Origin of the sequence: Paraburkholderia phosphatilytica (assembly GCF_003443895.1) — a bacterium.
Taxonomy (GTDB): Bacteria; Pseudomonadota; Gammaproteobacteria; order Burkholderiales; family Burkholderiaceae; genus Paraburkholderia; species Paraburkholderia phosphatilytica.
In genome coordinates this window covers 125,921-141,933 of sequence record NZ_QQOA01000015.1, presented here as the reverse complement: position 1 = coordinate 141,933, position 16,013 = coordinate 125,921, and the positions used below count along the sequence as shown (strand labels likewise).

General features: G+C 65.4%; 13 protein-coding genes. 9 read left to right on the top strand and 4 right to left on the bottom strand.

Annotation, left to right across the window (positions count from 1 at the left end; translation table 11 throughout):
• The first annotated feature begins 253 nt into the window (after positions 1-253).
• The 3 genes from DVS29_RS18045 (at position 254) to DVS29_RS18035 (ending at position 3,537) form a co-directional block, all read left to right on the top strand.
• The gene (locus DVS29_RS18045) at positions 254-1,360 is read left to right on the top strand and encodes an NAD(P)/FAD-dependent oxidoreductase (RefSeq protein ID WP_118181832.1); all 1,107 of its coding nucleotides are present in this window, start codon (positions 254-256) and stop codon (positions 1,358-1,360) included.
• Between the two features lie 190 nt (positions 1,361-1,550).
• Complete coding sequence (locus tag DVS29_RS18040) at positions 1,551-1,862, top strand: high-potential iron-sulfur protein (RefSeq protein WP_118181831.1); 312 nt, start codon at positions 1,551-1,553, stop codon at positions 1,860-1,862.
• 382 nt (positions 1,863-2,244) lie between these two features.
• Complete coding sequence (locus DVS29_RS18035; RefSeq protein WP_118181830.1) at positions 2,245-3,537, top strand: MFS transporter; 1,293 nt, start codon at positions 2,245-2,247, stop codon at positions 3,535-3,537.
• Positions 3,538-3,553: 16 nt separating this feature from the next.
• Here the strand turns inward: DVS29_RS18035 and DVS29_RS18030 are convergent, their stop codons facing one another.
• Both DVS29_RS18030 and DVS29_RS18025 read right to left on the bottom strand, forming a co-directional pair.
• The gene (locus DVS29_RS18030; protein WP_118181829.1) at positions 3,554-5,059 is read right to left on the bottom strand and encodes an amidase; all 1,506 of its coding nucleotides are present in this window, start codon (positions 5,057-5,059) and stop codon (positions 3,554-3,556) included.
• 37 nt (positions 5,060-5,096) lie between these two features.
• A complete protein-coding gene (locus DVS29_RS18025) occupies positions 5,097-5,795 on the bottom strand; it encodes a dienelactone hydrolase family protein (protein WP_118181828.1) in 699 nt (232 codons plus the stop codon).
• Between the two features lie 321 nt (positions 5,796-6,116).
• Here DVS29_RS18025 and DVS29_RS18020 point away from each other — a divergent pair, with 321 nt between their 5' ends.
• The 3 genes from DVS29_RS18020 (at position 6,117) to DVS29_RS18010 (ending at position 10,030) form a co-directional block, all read left to right on the top strand.
• Positions 6,117-7,244, top strand: a complete 1,128-nt coding sequence (locus DVS29_RS18020) for an NAD(P)H-dependent flavin oxidoreductase (protein WP_118181827.1) — start codon at positions 6,117-6,119, stop codon at positions 7,242-7,244.
• Between the two features lie 485 nt (positions 7,245-7,729).
• On the top strand, positions 7,730-8,875 hold the full coding sequence (locus DVS29_RS18015; RefSeq protein WP_118181826.1) for a branched-chain amino acid ABC transporter substrate-binding protein: 1,146 nt from the start codon (positions 7,730-7,732) through the stop codon (positions 8,873-8,875).
• 147 nt (positions 8,876-9,022) lie between these two features.
• On the top strand, positions 9,023-10,030 hold the full coding sequence (locus DVS29_RS18010) for a cupin-like domain-containing protein (protein WP_118181825.1): 1,008 nt from the start codon (positions 9,023-9,025) through the stop codon (positions 10,028-10,030).
• 91 nt (positions 10,031-10,121) lie between these two features.
• On the opposite strand, the gene DVS29_RS18005 is transcribed toward DVS29_RS18010, so the two are convergent.
• Both DVS29_RS18005 and DVS29_RS18000 read right to left on the bottom strand, forming a co-directional pair.
• The gene (locus DVS29_RS18005; protein WP_118181824.1) at positions 10,122-11,525 is read right to left on the bottom strand and encodes a collagen-like triple helix repeat-containing protein; all 1,404 of its coding nucleotides are present in this window, start codon (positions 11,523-11,525) and stop codon (positions 10,122-10,124) included.
• Between the two features lie 213 nt (positions 11,526-11,738).
• The gene (locus DVS29_RS18000) at positions 11,739-13,016 is read right to left on the bottom strand and encodes an MFS transporter (RefSeq protein WP_118181823.1); all 1,278 of its coding nucleotides are present in this window, start codon (positions 13,014-13,016) and stop codon (positions 11,739-11,741) included.
• 174 nt (positions 13,017-13,190) lie between these two features.
• On the opposite strand from DVS29_RS18000, the gene DVS29_RS17995 reads away from it, so the two are divergent.
• From DVS29_RS17995 to DVS29_RS17985, 3 genes are all read left to right on the top strand, one after another.
• Positions 13,191-13,856, top strand: coding sequence for a HugZ family pyridoxamine 5'-phosphate oxidase (locus DVS29_RS17995; protein ID WP_118181822.1), 666 nt, complete (start codon positions 13,191-13,193; stop codon positions 13,854-13,856).
• Between the two features lie 352 nt (positions 13,857-14,208).
• Positions 14,209-14,508 carry an H-NS histone family protein gene (locus DVS29_RS17990; protein ID WP_118181821.1) on the top strand — a complete coding sequence of 100 codons (300 nt, stop codon included), beginning with the start codon at positions 14,209-14,211 and terminating at the stop codon, positions 14,506-14,508.
• Between the two features lie 277 nt (positions 14,509-14,785).
• Complete coding sequence (locus tag DVS29_RS17985; RefSeq protein WP_118181820.1) at positions 14,786-15,982, top strand: cation diffusion facilitator family transporter; 1,197 nt, start codon at positions 14,786-14,788, stop codon at positions 15,980-15,982.
• The last annotated feature ends 31 nt before the right edge of the window (positions 15,983-16,013 follow it).

Sequence of the window (16,013 nt, the reverse complement as noted above, 5' to 3'; positions counted from 1 at the left end):
CCGGCCAGTTTCGCGCGTGGCCGGTTTGAGTTGCGGTCTGCAAGTTGAATGCCATGGCAACTATTGCTGATGACGCAACACTATCGGTCATGTTCGACGGCAGACACGGCATGTCGCCGGGAGCACAGTCGGATGCGCGGGCTGCGGCGTACAATTTTTGAAAGCGCGCCGGGTGGACTGAGGCGCGACCGCCGGACTGCCTTGTGCAGGCGGCCAATTTTCAGGCGCGACGCGCGTCGTCGTGCGGGTGAACATGGATCAGATCGAATGTGTGGTGATCGGCGCGGGTGTCGTCGGGCTGGCGATCGCCCGCGCGCTTGCGATGCGCGGGCGCGAGGTGATCGTGCTCGAAGCGGCCGAGGCGATCGGTGTCGGCACGAGTTCGCGTAACAGCGAAGTCATTCACGCCGGCCTCTACTATCCGCGCGGCTCGCTGAAGGCGACGCTCTGCGTGCATGGCCGCGAGATGCTGTACGAGTACTGCGCGTCGCGCGGCGTGCCGCATCAGCGTTGCGGCAAGCTGCTCGTGGCGACGGCGCGCAACCAGGTGCCCCAGCTCGAAAGCATCCTCGCGCGCGGCAAGGAAAACGGCGTGCTCGACCTGATGCGGATCAGCGGCGCGGAAGCGCAGGCGCTCGAACCCGCGCTCGAATGCTACGAAGCGGTGTTTTCGCCGCAGACGGGCATCGTCGACAGCCATCAGCTGATGCTCGCGCTACAGGGCGATGCCGAGCGCGACGGCGCGATCTGCGCGTTCCACTCGCCGGTCGAAGCGATCGAGGCGACCAATGGCCGCTTCACGATCCAGGTCGGCGGCACATCGCCCACCACCCTCAGCGCGAGCTGCGTGATCAACAGCGCGGGGCTGCACGCGAACGCGCTGGCCAAGCGCATCCGCGGTCTGGACCGCCGTCACGTGCCGCCGCTCTATCTGGCGCGCGGCAACTACTTCAGCATCTCGGGGCGCGCGCCGTTCTCGCGGCTGATCTATCCGATGCCGAACGAAGCCGGTCTGGGCGTGCATCTGACGATCGACCTGGGCGGCCAGGCGCGTTTCGGTCCGGACGTCGAATGGGTCGACACGATCAACTACGACGTCGATCCGCGCCGCGCCGAGTCGTTCTACGCGGCGATCCGCGCGTACTGGCCGGCGCTGCCCGACGACGCGCTGCAGCCGGCGTACGCGGGCATCCGGCCGAAGCTGTCGGGGCCCGGCGAACCCGCCGCGGACTTCGTGATCCAGGGGCCGGCCGCGCACGGCGTGCGCGGGCTCGTGAACCTGTTCGGGATCGAGTCGCCGGGACTCACGGCGTCGCTCGCGATCGCGCAGCGGGTGTGCGAGCTGGCCGGGCGCGCATGAGTGCGCGCATGCCTGCTCGGATGGGTGAATTCGTGAGCGCCTGAGCGAGTCGGCATCCCGCGTCACGCAGTACGGATTCGGTTATGTCCGCCATTTCGGTGCTCACGCGCACGACCATCGTTGCTATGCTTGGGGGCCGCCGTCGCAGAACGGTGCGTATCAAAGCAAAGACACAATGGAGTGAGTCCCCATGAAATCGTCCCGTCGTACGTTTCTGATCACGAGCATCGGCGTCGCGTCATCGCTCGCGCTGTCCCGACAGGCTTTCGCCGACGCGCCGAAAGTCGCCGAAACCGATCCCACCGCCCAGGCGCTTGGCTATAAAGCCGACGCATCCAAGGTCGACAAGGCCAAGTACGCGAAGTACGCGGCAGGCCAGGAATGCGACAACTGCAGCTTTTACCAGGGCAAAGCCGGCGATGCGTTCGCACCGTGCCCGATGTTCGCGGGCAAGCAGGTGTCGGGCAAGGGCTGGTGCAGCGCGTACAACAAGAAGGCGTGATCGCGCGAGGCTTTTGCACCGATCGTGGGCGCCCAGGAGCCGATAGTTCGCAGCCCTGACGTGCGGCCACGTTCTATCACGGCATGATGCACCGCACAAGACGCGACCCGCGGATACGGGCGCGTCCGCACATTTCTCATCGGGCGCCTGTTGTCGAATGACACAGGCGCCTTTTGTCGCTTGAAAACGTCTGATGTGCTCTTTACACTCGCGAGTCGCAGGGTGAGTGCATGTGCACCCCTGCCGGCCGCGCGCTGTCATGCACGAAGCGCGGCGCGAAGCGATATCACGGGCTTTTCATGGCGCATGCGCCGCGCGGCACTTCGAACGCGGGCGCGAGTCTTATCCAATGCAGGGCATCGCTCGAGGACGGGAGATCCCGATGGCGTCAGCATTCCGGAGCCTCAACCGACGAGCCGTCGCGGCGGCCGCGATCGGCAATGCGCTCGAGTGGTACGACTTCACCGTCTTCGGCCTGACCACCGTCATCATCGCGGAACTGTTCTTTCCCGCGGCCAACAGCTACTCGTCACTCTTCTACGCCACCGCGACCTTCGGCGTCGCGTTCTGCATGCGGCCGATCGGCGGCATCGTGTTCGGCCTGTACGCGGATCGCGCGGGCCGCAGAGCCGCGATGTCGCTCGTGATCGCGCTGATGACGCTGGGCATTCTGCTGATCGCGATCGCGCCGCCGTATACAGCGCTCGGCATTGCGGGCCCGCTGATCGTCGTGCTCGGACGGCTGCTGCAAGGCTTCTCCGCCGGCGGCGAATTCGCGAGCTCCACCGCGTTGCTGATCGAAGCCGCACCGTTTTCGCGCCGCGGTTTCTACGGCAGCTGGCAGATGTCGAGTCAGGCGGCCGCGCTGCTGCTCGGCGCGATCGTCGGTGCACTCGTCACGCGCGGTTTGCCGGCCGACTCGCTGCGCGCGTGGGGCTGGCGCGTGCCGTTTCTCGTCGGCCTCGCGATCGGGCCGGTCGGCTACTACATCCGCCGTCGTCTCACGGACTCCGAAGCCTTCCTGCACGCGCAGAAGAGCGCGCGCCGCGCGACGCTGCGCGAGGTGTTCGCGGGACACAGCCGCGAGGTGCTGTGCGGCTTCGGCCTCGTGATCGCGCTGACGGTCACCATTTACGTGCTGATCGCGTATCTGCCGACCTTCGCGGTCACGCAGCTGAAGCTCTCGTATTCGGAGTCGTTCTATGCGGTGATCGTCGGCAATCTGCTGCTCGCGGCGCTGTCGCCGGTCGCGGGTGCGTGGTCGGATCGGATCGGGCGCAAGGGCCTGTCGCTGTGGTCGCTGGGTTTGACGCTGGTGCTGATGTACCCGCTCTTCTCGTGGCTCGATGCGGCGCCGAGCGTGCCGCGTCTGATTCTCGTGCAGGCTGTGCTGTCGACCACGCTGTCGGGCTACTACGGTCCGTTCGGCGCGCTGATCGCCGAGCTGTTTCCCGCCAACGTGCGTTCGACGGGTCTCGCGATCTCGTACAACTTCGCGGTGATGGTGTTCGGCGGCGGCGGGCAGCTCGTCGTCACGTGGCTCATCAAGACGACCGGCTCGCCGCTCGCGCCGACGTGGTACGTGATGGCGGGGCTTGCGCTGTCGATGGGCGCCGTGGCCTGCATTCCGGCGATGCGTCACGCGGACCTCGACGCGCGGCGCAAGCCGGCGTGAGGTGTGGGGTTCAACGTCAGCGCGCGCGCACCAGCGGCGGGCGTTTATCGAACCATGGCCGCGCCTGTTCCAGCTGCGCGGCGAGCGCCAGCAGGGTCGCTTCGCCGCCCTCGCGCGCGGCGAACTGCACGCCGATCGGCAGGCCGCGCGCATTCCAGAAGAGCGGCACCGACATCGCCGGCTGACCGGTGAGATTGAAGAGCTCGGTACAGCCCGCCCACGCGAATGCCTTGTTCGACACTTCGGTAAGGAGTTTGCGCATCAGCGCTTCGACTGGCATCGCCGTGACTGCGCGCATCTGCACGCGCTCGAACTGCGTCGGTTGCCGCTCGCCGATCTTCAGCGGCGCGCCCGCGAGCGTCGCGCACAGCAGCACGTCGTAGCGGTTCAGCAGATCGGTGAGCGTCGTGGTGACGCGTCGCTGTTCTTCGAGCGCGTCCGCGAGGCCACGCCGACCGAGGCGCCGGCCGATGTGCGCCATCGCCCATGTCGCGATTTCGAACTCGTCGCGATGCGGTTTCTGTCCGCTGATGTTCGCGGCGTTCAGCACGAACTCTTCGGCCACCACCGACCACAGCATCAGAAACGCTTCGCGCAGCAGAGGGAAATCGAGACCCAGCGACACCGGTTCGATCGTGTGACCGAGCGTTGCGGCGAGCTGCGCGGCATCGTCGATCGCATCGCGTGCGTCGGACGATAGCGCTTCCGCGAACATCGGGTCCGCGACGAACGCGATATGCAGACGCTTGCCGCTTTCCACCGGCGCACCGGGCAGGCCGACTGCACCGAGGAACGTGCCCGGCGCGCCCGGTGGGCGGTCGGCGTTGCCCGACGTGAGGTCGAGCAGATACGCGCTGTCTCGCACGCTGCGCGAGATCACGTGATCGACGCCGAGTTCCCCCGGCGTCGGCAACGTCGCCGATGTCACGCGTCCGCGCGACGGCTTCAGACCGAACAGGCCGCAGCATGATGCGGGAATGCGGATCGAGCCGCCGCCATCGGACGCATGCGCCATCGGCACGATGCCGGCCGCGACGGCCGCGGCCGCACCGCCGCTCGAACCGCCCGGCGTGTGATCCAGGTTCCACGGGTTGCGGCACGGGCCGAACAGTTCGGGCTCCGTAAAAGGCATCTGGCCCAGCTCGGGCGTGTTGGTCTTGCCGAAGATGTTGAGGCCGGCGGCCTTCGACAGCGTGACGATCGGCGCGTCTTCCTTCGGCACGTAGTGGCGATAGTGGCGGCTGCCGAGCGACATCCGCAGGCCCGCGACGGGCGCGCCGAGATCCTTGATCAGATACGGCACGCCGGCGAGCGCGCCGGCCGCGCCCGCGTCGCCGTTCCAGGCCGATGCACGCTTGCGCGCGGCATCGTAGTCCTTCAGCACGATCGCGTTGATTGCGGGATTGACCGCTTCCGCGCGAGCGATCGCGATGTCGATCAGTTCGCGCGGACTGGCTTCGCCGCGGCGAACGAGATCGGCGAGCCCGATCGCGTCGCGGGCGAGATAGTCGTCGGATTGCACGTGCGCTCGGCCTCCCCGGTGTGCATTCCGCGCAAGCTTACAGGCGTTCGCCCAGGAATGTCAGCGTGCGGCCGTGCGCGAGCGCCGACGCGTGCTGGTTGTACGACGCGCGCTCGGAGCAGTTGAAGCCGTGATCGGCGTTCGGGTAGATGTGAAACTCGACGTCGTCGCGGCCGATGAAGCGTTCCTTCACCTGACCCACATCCGACTGCGGAATGTGCGCGTCGAGTTCGCCGTAGTGGAACTGCATCGGCACCTTGACCTTCGCGGCTTCGTCGAGATTGCGCTGGATGCCGCCGCCGTAGTACGCGACCGCTGCATCGACCGTACCCTGCGCGGCCGTCAGATACGCGAGCAGGCCGCCGAAGCAGTAGCCGATCGCGCTGATCTTGCCCGTGACTTCCGGCAGCGAGCGCAGCAGCTTCGCCGTAGCGCCGAGGTCCGCAACCGTCTGTTTGATGTCGGTCTTCTGCATCAGTTCGATGCCCTTGTCGCGATCGGCGCCGGCATAGACCAGCTCGACGCGCGGCTGCGTGCGCCAGAAGATGTCCGGCGCGATCGCGACGTAGCCATCCTGCGCGTACTGTTCGGCGACCGAGCGGATATGCCCGTTCACGCCGAAGATCTCCTGAATGATGACGACTGCCGGACCTTTGCCGGCTTTCGGCAGCGCCAGATAGCCTTCGAAGCCATCTTTGTCCGTCGGGATATCGATCCAGCGGGTAGTCACGCTCACGTTGCTCTCCTTGATCCTTGATACGGGGTGAATACGGGGCGCCCAGTGTGCCACCAAACGTTTCGCGCTGCAGTGCCGGGGCCGCGTGCGCGCCTTTTGTTCGTCTTCCCCGCGCTTTCTTCGCGTGTCCGGTTTTCCTGCGCCGCAAGCCACGTTCTCGTAAGCGGATTGAAACGATCTCGATTATTCATTTTCCCGGCGACGTGCGCTTCGGTAGAGTCGATCGTGTCTACCGTGGCGCGTGCGTCGCGGTTCCGGCCTGGCGCTGTGAGCAGCATGGCGTCGCCGTCGTGTCATGGACGTGTCGGAAAGGAATCCATCATGAATACCAGTCAACACACAGCGCGCTTCGCATCGCCGTTCGCTGAACGGTTCGGCATGCGCGTACCCATCGTGCAGGCGCCGATGGCGGGCGGGCCCACCACGCCGGAACTCGTCGCGGCCGTGAGCAATGCGGGCGGCCTCGGTTTTCTCGCGGGCGCAGCGCTCGACGCAGAACGGATGCAGAAGGACGTCGCGGCGATCCGCGCGCTGACGGACAGGCCGTTCGGCGTGAACCTGTTCGTGCTCGATCGCGCATCGCCGGACGAAGCGACGGTGCGCCGCGCGCTCGACGCCATCGATCCGCTGCGCGCCGAAATCGGCCTGCCGCCGGGCAAGGCGCTCGAACGCTATGCGCCGGATTTTCGCGCGCAGCTCGACATGCTCGTCGAACTGCGCGTGCCGGTGGTCAGCTTCACGTTCAATGTCCTGCCGGATGCGGACGTCGCGCGACTCAAGGCCGCGGGCAGCTTCGTGATGGGCACCGCGACGAACACGGCCGAAGGCATCGCGTGGCGCGATGCGGGCGCGGACGGCATCGTCGCGCAGGGTTCGGAAGCGGGCGCGCATCGCGGCACGTTCATCGGCCGCTTCGAGGATGCGCTCGTCGGCACGATGGCGCTGGTGCCGATGCTCGTCGATGCGACGGGGCTGCCGGTGCTCGCGGCGGGCGGCATCATGGACGGCCGCGGCATCGTCGCGGCACTCGCGCTCGGCGCGCAGGCGGCCGCGATGGGCACCGCGTTTCTCACCACTGCGGAAAGCGCGATTCCCGACGTGTGGAAAGCGCGCCTTCGCACGGCCGACGATACGTCGACAACCGTGACGCGCGCGATCACCGGACGTCATGCACGCGGTATCCGTAATACGATCATCGAACAGTTGAGCGAACACCCGGAACGCATCGCGCCGTATCCGGTGCAGAACGCGCTCACGCAGGAACTGCGGCGAACCGCGGCGGGTGCGGGCAAGAGCGAATATCTGTCGTTGTGGTCGGGACAGGGTGCATCGATGGGGCGGAAGCGCCGCGAAGGCATCGGCGCGGCCGAATTGATGGCGGAACTCGAAGCGGAGTGGCGGGCTGCGCTGGCCGGCGTCGCCGCATCCGCGCAAACGGCCTTACGGTGAATTCCAGCAGAGCACCCGTCTGATGTTGCATCGATGTCGGACTGCTTGAGCATGGTCCGACGTGTGACTTTGAATTGACATTCGCTCGTCACGCACTCAGTGCAAACGCCGATTCGAACCACTAAAAAATGCGCGCGACGCGGTGTCCGGCTGCATGCGGAGGGTTGCGCGCAATCGTTGCACTGCCCGGAAACCCGCATGCAGAGCCATTCTCCGGGGTGTCAACGGCATGGGTTATTCGACCTCGCCGGATAAACGCTATCAGTATTCACACCAGTTTCCCAAAAAAATCCCCTAAATTAATTTGATCGCCTACACTTGCGCGCAAGCGAGGGTTGCCGTCTGCCAAAAACAGGCGGACACGCGAGCTTGTCAAGTGCATAACGATGCATCCGGCGTGGTCGTCCGCGGGACTCATCCAAACTGGATGAGAGCGGGGAAACTGGACGATTGCGTTGTTTTTGGGACCGAAACTGGAGACTTACATGAATACCAAGCTTCAAAAGCTGTTGCCGATTTCCGCCGCTGCCCTGATGTTCGCGGCGATGGCAACGACTGCCGCGGCCGACCAGGTCGTCAAGATCGGTCACGTGGCACCGCTGACGGGTGGCATCGCTCACCTCGGCAAAGACAATGAAAACGGCGCACGTCTCGCAATCGAAGAAATCAACGCCAAGGGTCTGACGATCGGCGGCCAGAAGATCACCCTCGAACTCGACGCACAGGACGACGCCGCTGACCCGCGCACGGCAACCCAGGTTGCGCAGAAGCTCGTCGACGACAAGGTCGTCGCCGTGGTCGGCCACCTGAACTCGGGCACCTCGATCCCGGCTTCGAAGATCTACAGCGATGCTGGCATCGTCCAGATCTCGCCGTCGGCAACGAACCCGGCCTACACGCAGCAAGGCTTCAAGACGACGTACCGCGTCGTTGCGACCGATGCGCAGCAAGGTCCGGCGCTCGCGAACTACGCAGCGAAAGATCTGAAGGTGAAGAAGGTCGCGATCGTCGACGACTCGACGGCATACGGCCAGGGTCTCGCGAACGAGTTCGAGAAGACCGCGAAGTCGCTGGGCATGGACGTCGTGTCGCATGACGCGACGAACGACAAGGCCGTGGACTTCCGCGCGATTCTGACGAAGATCAAGGGCGAAAACCCGGACGCGATCATGTACGGCGGCATGGACGCCACCGGCGGCCCGTTCGCGAAGCAGGCGAAGCAGCTGGGCCTGCGCGCGAAGGTGCTCGCGGGTGACGGCGTGTGTACCGACAAGCTGTCGGATCTCGCCGGCGACGCAACCGACAACGTCGTCTGCTCGGAAGCTGGTATGGCGCTCGAGAAGATGGCGGGCGGCGCAGCGTTCGAAGCGAAGTACCAGAAGCGCTTCGGCCAGCCGATCCAGATCTACGCTCCGTTCACGTATGACGCTGTGTACATCATCGTCGACGCGATGAAGCGCGCGAACTCGACGGATCCGGCGAAGATCCTGGCTGAAATGCCGTCGACGGACTACAAGGGCGTGATCGGCGAAACGACGTTCGATTCGCACGGCGACCTGAAGCACGGCGTGATCTCGCTGTACAACTACAAGGGCGGCAAGAAGACGCTGCTCGACGTGGTCAAGATGTAATACCCACGTCGCGGCGCGCGGGCGGAGTTTTCCGCCCGGCGCCGGCGAACGCAGAAGGCACGCGGAGCTTTTGGCCGCGTGCCTTTTCTTTTGGGCGCTTGCGTGAGATGCTAAACCTCATAACAAATGACACGAGAGAGGGGCAGCATGAACCGCAGTTTCGACGACGAATGGCGCCGGTGGATTGCTGAAAACCTGATGCTCGACGGGCAACCGGATTCGATCCGTGCTGTGCTGTTGGCGAACGGTTTTGGCGAAGTCGACGCGACGCGCGAAATCGAAGCGGTGCTCGCAAGTCCCTATTTTCTGGGCGCGAATCGCCTGCGTAACCGTTTGCGCAAGCGCGACTGGATGCTGTCGGTGTACGGCGCGCTGAACCGGATGCGCGCGGGCGGCGCGACGATCGAGCGGCGCGCGACATTGTCTCGCGGCGAATTCCATGAGCAGTACTACGTTCAGAACCGGCCGGTGATCATCACTGGCATGTTCGACGACTGGCCGGCGCGGTCACGCTGGAACTTCGACTACTTTCGCGCGCGCTGCGGCGACGCCGAAGTGGAAGTGCAGTTCGGGCGCGATACGGATCCGAGCTACGAGATCAACCAGCCGACCCTCAGGCGCACGATGCGCTTTCGCGATTACGTCGATCTGATCGAGCGCAGCGGACCGACCAACGATTTCTACATGACGGCCAACAACACGTCGCAGAACCGCGTCGCGCTCGCGGCGCTGTGGGACGACGTGCGACCGATCGCCGAGTATCTCGATCCGGCTTCGCCTGACACGGGCTTCTTCTGGTTCGGGCCCGCGGGCACGAAGACGCCGTTCCATCACGATCTGACGAATAACTTCATGGCGCAGGTGATGGGCCGCAAGCGCGTGAAGCTGATTCCATTTCATGACACGCCGTTGGTCTACAACCATCTGCACTGCTACTCACAGGTGGATGGCAGCGCGATCGATACCGCGAAGTTTCCCGCGCTAGCGGATGCGCAGGTGCTGGAGTGCACGTTGTCGCCGGGTGAGCTGCTGTTTCTGCCGATCGGCTGGTGGCACTACGTGGAAGGACTCGATGTTTCGGTGACGATGACGTTCATCAACTTTCTCGCGGGCAACGAGTTCGGTGCGTCGTATCGGACGTATCACGAGGTGTGACGGAGTGTGATCTGGCGTGCGTCGACGGCGAACCGGTTGCCCGGTTCGCCGCCTCCCTGACGCTTGTTGCTACCGCTCCCAACTGCCGTCGTTATTTTTTCTGTGACGCGAGGCTGCCGAGCAGCCCGGTCGAAGTCGTGCCGCTGCTGCCTGTTCCTGCTAACCCGCCGGTGAGCGACGTCACGAGACCTGTGACAGGGGCGAGCAGGTTCGCGGTGCCGTTACTTCCGCTGCCGCTTCCGGTGGTCGAGCCGGAGCCGCTTGCCGAGCCGGCGGTGCTCGCGACAGTCGACACCACGGTGGTCAGGGTGGTGGTGATGGGCGCGAGCGGATTGCTGCCGGAGCCGCCGCTTCCGCTCGAACTACCCGGGTTGAAGATGTCGGTGAGGCCGCCGAGCGGATTGCTACCTGTGGCGCCGCCTGCGGTAAGCAGCCCGCCGGCCGAGTTCACCGTGTCGCCGAGTTTCGTCACTACATTGCCGAAGTTCTGCGCGACCGGGTTGCCGCTCGCATCGGTGATCCGCGTGCCGGCGCTGTCGAGCCCGTGGCCGACGGTCGACAGCAGGCCGTTCAGCGGCTGTCCGAGTCCGGTCGTGTCGCCGACCGTCTGCGTCGTCTGACCGAGCGTCGTCGTGATCGGCGTGATCGCGGTGCTCAGCGACTGCGTGAGCTGCTGCACCGGCGCGGTCGAGATCGACGTGCCGAGCTGGGTGCCGAGACCGCTCACCGTGTTGCCGACAGTCGAGACCGTGCTGCCGAGCGGCGTTGTCAGCGGGCTGAGCGGCGCGAGCGATCCGGAGCCGAGGCTCGAGACCAGCTGGCCGGCGCTGTTCACCGACTGTCCGGTGGAGTACACGAGGCCGCCGCTGCTCGCGAGCGTGACGCCGAGCGGATCGGTCGAGTTGCCGAGCTGGCCGAGGCCGTTCGCGGTGCCGAAGCCGAGCGTCGTCACGCCGGTGCCGAGGTTCGACACGATGCCGCCGAGCGAGGTCGTCGTGGCTGGGCTCGTGCCGGGGATCGGCGTGAGACCGCTGATCTGGTTGCCGCCGGCCGTCACCGTTTGGCCCGTCGCCGTGATCACGTTGCCGACCTGCTCCAGCACGTGGCCTACGGCGTTCGCGCTTGGCGTCGGTGTTGGCGTCGGCGTCGGCGTTGGTGTCGGTGTCGGTGTCGGTGTTGGCGTCGGTGTTGGCGTCGGTGTTGGAGTTGGCGTTGGCGTTGGTGTCGGCGTTGGTGTCGGCGTAGGCGTAGGCGTCGGCGTCGGTGTTGGTGTTGGTGTTGGTGTTGGCGTCGTGCCACCTCCGCCGCCCGAGCCCGAACCGCTGCCTCCCGCGCCCGCACCGGATCCGCCGCCGGTGCCTGCACCCGCACCCGATCCGCCTGGCAGCGTCGCGGTCGGAACATGGAGGGTGGTCGAGCCGCACGCGCCGAGCGCGAGCAGCGACGTCACGCTCAACGCGATCGCGGTCAGTTTGAAGTTGAAGCGGTGATGCATGGCTGGTCTCCCCGGAAGATGATTTGGGGGAGCAATCTGCAAGGCCTATGCCATTCGCCACCAATCAAACAATCAGGATGACAAACCGAATGAAATCAAGGCTTGCGAAGAACCGACGCGGTCAGCCGATCGAGCAACACAGCGCGATGTGTCGCGGAACAGAACCGCGTGGGCGATCGGACGTAACGTAACGGGTAACGGCAAGCCGGGCCGTCAGATCTTCAACCGCCGCAGCACTTTCGGCGCGGCCACCGCGACGACCGCCGCACACAGCGCGACCATGCACAACCCGACGCGCAGCCCGGCCGCCTGCGCCACGCCGCCGATCACCACTGGCCCCAGCAGCAGCCCGAAGTACGCGAGCCCCGCGACGTGCGCGAGCCCTTCGGCCGCGTGAATCCCGTCGACGCGCGCCGCCGCCGCGAACAGCACCGGCATCATGTTCGCGAGGCCGAGGCCCATCATCGTGAAGCCGATCAGCGCGGGGATCGTCCACGGCAGCAGCAGCGCGCCGATCATCCCGGCGCACGCGAAGAGCGCGCTCGCCATTACCAGCTGCGGCGCGCCGAAGCGGGCGCGGACCTTGTCGCCGGCGAAACGCGCCGCGGACATGCCGCCGGAGAACGCGGCGTACCCTGCGCTCGCGAGCGCGGGCGTCGAGATCACGACGTCGCGCATGTAGACCGTCGCCCAGTCGTACATCGCGCCTTCGGCGATCAGCGCAATCAGCGCGATCGCGCCGAGCGCCCACAGCGCCGGCGAACGCCAGCGGTTCGCGCGCGGCGCGTGCGGGTCGGCGTGTTCGTCGTGCGGCACGTGGGGCAGCACCGCCGGGCACGAGATCACCAGCACCAGCGCGCTGACCGACGACGCGAGCGCGAGATGCACCGCGCCCCGCATGCCGTGCGACAGCAGCGCGCCGCCGGCCGCCGCGCCCGCCATCCCGCCGATGCTGAACATGCCGTGCAGCGCGGACATGATCGGCCGGCCGATCGCGATTTCGACGGCGCTTGCTTCGGCGTTCATCGCGACGTCGAGCGTGGCCATGCCGGCGCCGAACAGCGCCAGCACGACGAGCAGCATCCAGTACGCCGGCACCACGAGGATCAGCGCGGCGCAGACCGCCATCGTCAGGCCGCCCGCGAAGCAGGCGCGCCGCGTCCCGACCCGCGCGATCCACTTCGCGTTGGTCGCCATCGCCGAGATCGAGCCGCCCGCCACCGCGAACAGCGCGAGCGACAGCAGCGCCGGGTCCAGATGGAAGCGGTCGCGCACGGTCGGCACATGAATCCCCCACGACGCGTACATCATCCCCGCGATGAAGAACAGCGCCATCGTCGCGTAGCGTGCGCGCTGGCGCGCCGCGAACGGCAGGTCGCGATGCGCGGCGGGAGCGGGAGCGAAGCTGGAGGATTGGTCGGACACGGTCGATCTCGGTGAGGCGGGCGGCGCTTCGCGTTTGCGCCACGGGCTGGCGGATGCGAAGCGCATGGAAAGCGCGTTGAAAGCGAAACCACGATTCTATCGAAGCATCGTGCCAGCTGCTGATAGCGACTCAGGCGTTGGATTGCCGATGTCCGCGGCATGTCATCACGCGTGCGCGGCGCGTGGATCCATTAATATCGACTGCACCCGCCCTCACATTCCTGCTCGCGAGGCCATCGTTTGAAGATTCCCGCCCACGCTCCGCTGCATCTGCTGCATCAGGCCGCCGCCGGCACGCTCGCGACGCATTCGCGCGAGCCGCAGGCGGGTTTCCCGTATCCGTCCGTGCTGCCGTTCGCGCCGGACGCGCAGCATCGCCCGACGATCCTCGTGAGCCGTCTCGCCGAGCACACCCGCAACCTGCAGGCGGATGCGCGCGCCGGCTTCGTCGCCGTGCATGCGCCGGACGGCGACGTGCTGAACGGCCAGCGCGTCACCTTGCTCGGCGCGTTCGACCAGGTGGACGCGACGCCGGGCGTGGTGGACCGCTATCTGCGCTATCACCCGGACGCGGAACGGTACTTGGCGCTTGGCGATTTCTCGTTCTGGGTGATGACGCCGGAGCGGTTGCGCTATATCGGCGGCTTTGGCGCAATGGGCTGGCTGGATGGCACTGAACTGGATCCGCTCGAGCCGCTTTCGCATGAAGACGAGCGCGCGCTGATCGAAATCGCGGCGCGCTATCCGCAGCGTCCGGCTGCGCTCGATGTGATTGGCATCGACCGTTATGGCGTCGACCTGACTTTCGACGGTACGCGATCGCGCTTTATCTTCGAAGCGGCATTCGAGGATATCGAGTCGCTTCGCGCCGGCGTGGTGGATTGTATCGAGCGTCATGCGCAATGACCGGCGGCGCGCGGCCGAAATCATGCCATTGCGATCGCGAAGTTCGCATCCGATGAAAGGATGCGGAATGAAATTACCGGCCACATTTCATTTTTCGACAGGTAATTAAGCCATTCGCGAACTTATTTCTCGGTATTTTCCCTTGACGCAATTTTTTCATACAGTTCATCGCGTTGTGCTGGGTTGAACACGACGGCTTTCGATGAAACCCGCGATAATGAAAGCGTGGATTAAATCTTTTCCGTGCTTTCCATTTTGTGTTAATCTCGCGTGCAAATTCCGAGGCATGAACACCTTCAATTGACGAATCGGCTCAGACCGAGGTCACTTAACCATCTGTCAAAGGGAATCTATGTCTTCTTACAAGGAACTGCTCGCACAGCGAGAGAAACTGGAAAAGCAGATCGAGGAAGCCAAGGCGCGTGAATACGCAGAAGTCCTGGGCGAAATCAAGCAGAAAATGGCCGACTACGGCATCACGCTCGCCGAACTCGGCGGCGGTCGTGCGAAACACGCTAAAGCAGCCCGCCCGCGCGCAGGCGTGGCACCCAAATATCGCGATCCGGACTCGGGCAGCACGTGGTCTGGCCGTGGCAAACCGCCGCGCTGGATCGCCGGTCAAGACCGCGAAAAGTTCTTGATCGACAACTAAACTTTGCAGTTCCAGAACTAAACGTTTCGCGGGCTTTCTGCCCGCACCCGCAGAAACCGCGCAGCCGCCAGTGCGCGGTTTTTTGTTTGTGCGTTCGGCGGGTTTGCTCAATCCGCAGGCGCGGCCGGATCCGAATGGCATCATGCGCTGGAATGCGAATGCGTCGCGTTATGATAACCGGCTGATTTAAAAGAGAAATTTACGGTAATTAAAGCTGGGTTTCACATTCGGGCGATAGAATGTCGAGACTGACAAATCCTTCCGCATCCAATCCGACATGACCGCCGCCGCCCAATCCACAGAGAAATACGAGGTCGCGCGTAAAAGCACGCTGGTGAGCATCGTTCTCAACTCTGTGCTGGTGGTGCTGCAAATCGCAATCGGTTTTATCGCGCATTCTCAGGCGTTGATCGCCGATGGCGTCCATTCGCTTGCGGACATCGTTTCTGATTTCGTCGTCCTGATTGCCAACCGGCATAGCGGCACCGGCCCGGATGCCGACCATAACTACGGCCATAGCCGCTATGAAACCGTCGCGTCGCTGTTTCTCGGCGGGCTGCTGATTGCCGTGGGCGTCGGCATGCTGTGGCGCGCGGGCACGCGGCTCGCCGATATCGATTCGATCCCCGCCGTGCACGCAAGCGCACTCGTGGTTGCGATCATCGTGCTGGTTTCGAAGGAAGGGCTCTTCCGCTACATGCTGCGCGAGGCGCAGCGGGTGCGCTCGGCGATGCTGGTGGCGAACGCGTGGCATGCGCGCTCGGATGCGGCGTCGTCGCTGGTGGTGGCGATCGGCATTATCGGCAGCCTCGCGGGCGTGCGGCTGCTCGACCCGATCGCCGCGGCGATCGTCGGCTTCATGGTGGCGCGCATGGGCTGGGTGTTCGGCTGGGACGCGCTGCAGGATCTGTCCGACCGCGCCGTCGACGAAACCGCGGCCGCCGATATCCGCGCGAAGCTGATGTCGACGGCCGGCGTGCGCGAAGTTCACGAGCTGCGCACGCGCAAGACCGGCGATCTCGTGCTGGTCGACGCGCACATCCTCGTTGATCCGCTGATCTCGGTGTCCGAGGGGCACTACATCGCGGAGTCCGCGCGGGCGCGCGTGCTGACCGACGGGCGCGTGCTCGACGCGCTGATCCACGTCGATCCGGAGAACGACGCGCTATCGCGCCCGCCGATCAACCTGCCGCCGCGCGAGCGCGTGGTCGCGGAAGTGGAGTCGGCGCTCGCCGCGCATCACGTGCGCGCGCAGACCATCAACCTGCACTACCTGAGCTCGGGACTCGACGTCGACGTGACGTTGCCGCCCGATCCGCTCGGCGCATCGGAGCGCGATGCGCGTCTCGTGTCGAAGCTCGAACTCGAAGCCGTGAAGCAGCGGCTCGGCGTGCGCCGGCTGACCGTGTTGCGGTCGCTGGAGATTTCGGATGAGCGCGCGCCCGTGAGCGGCGAGCGGCACGACGTGGCGTGAGCCGCGGCGACCGCGGGGCCCACGCTTGCAT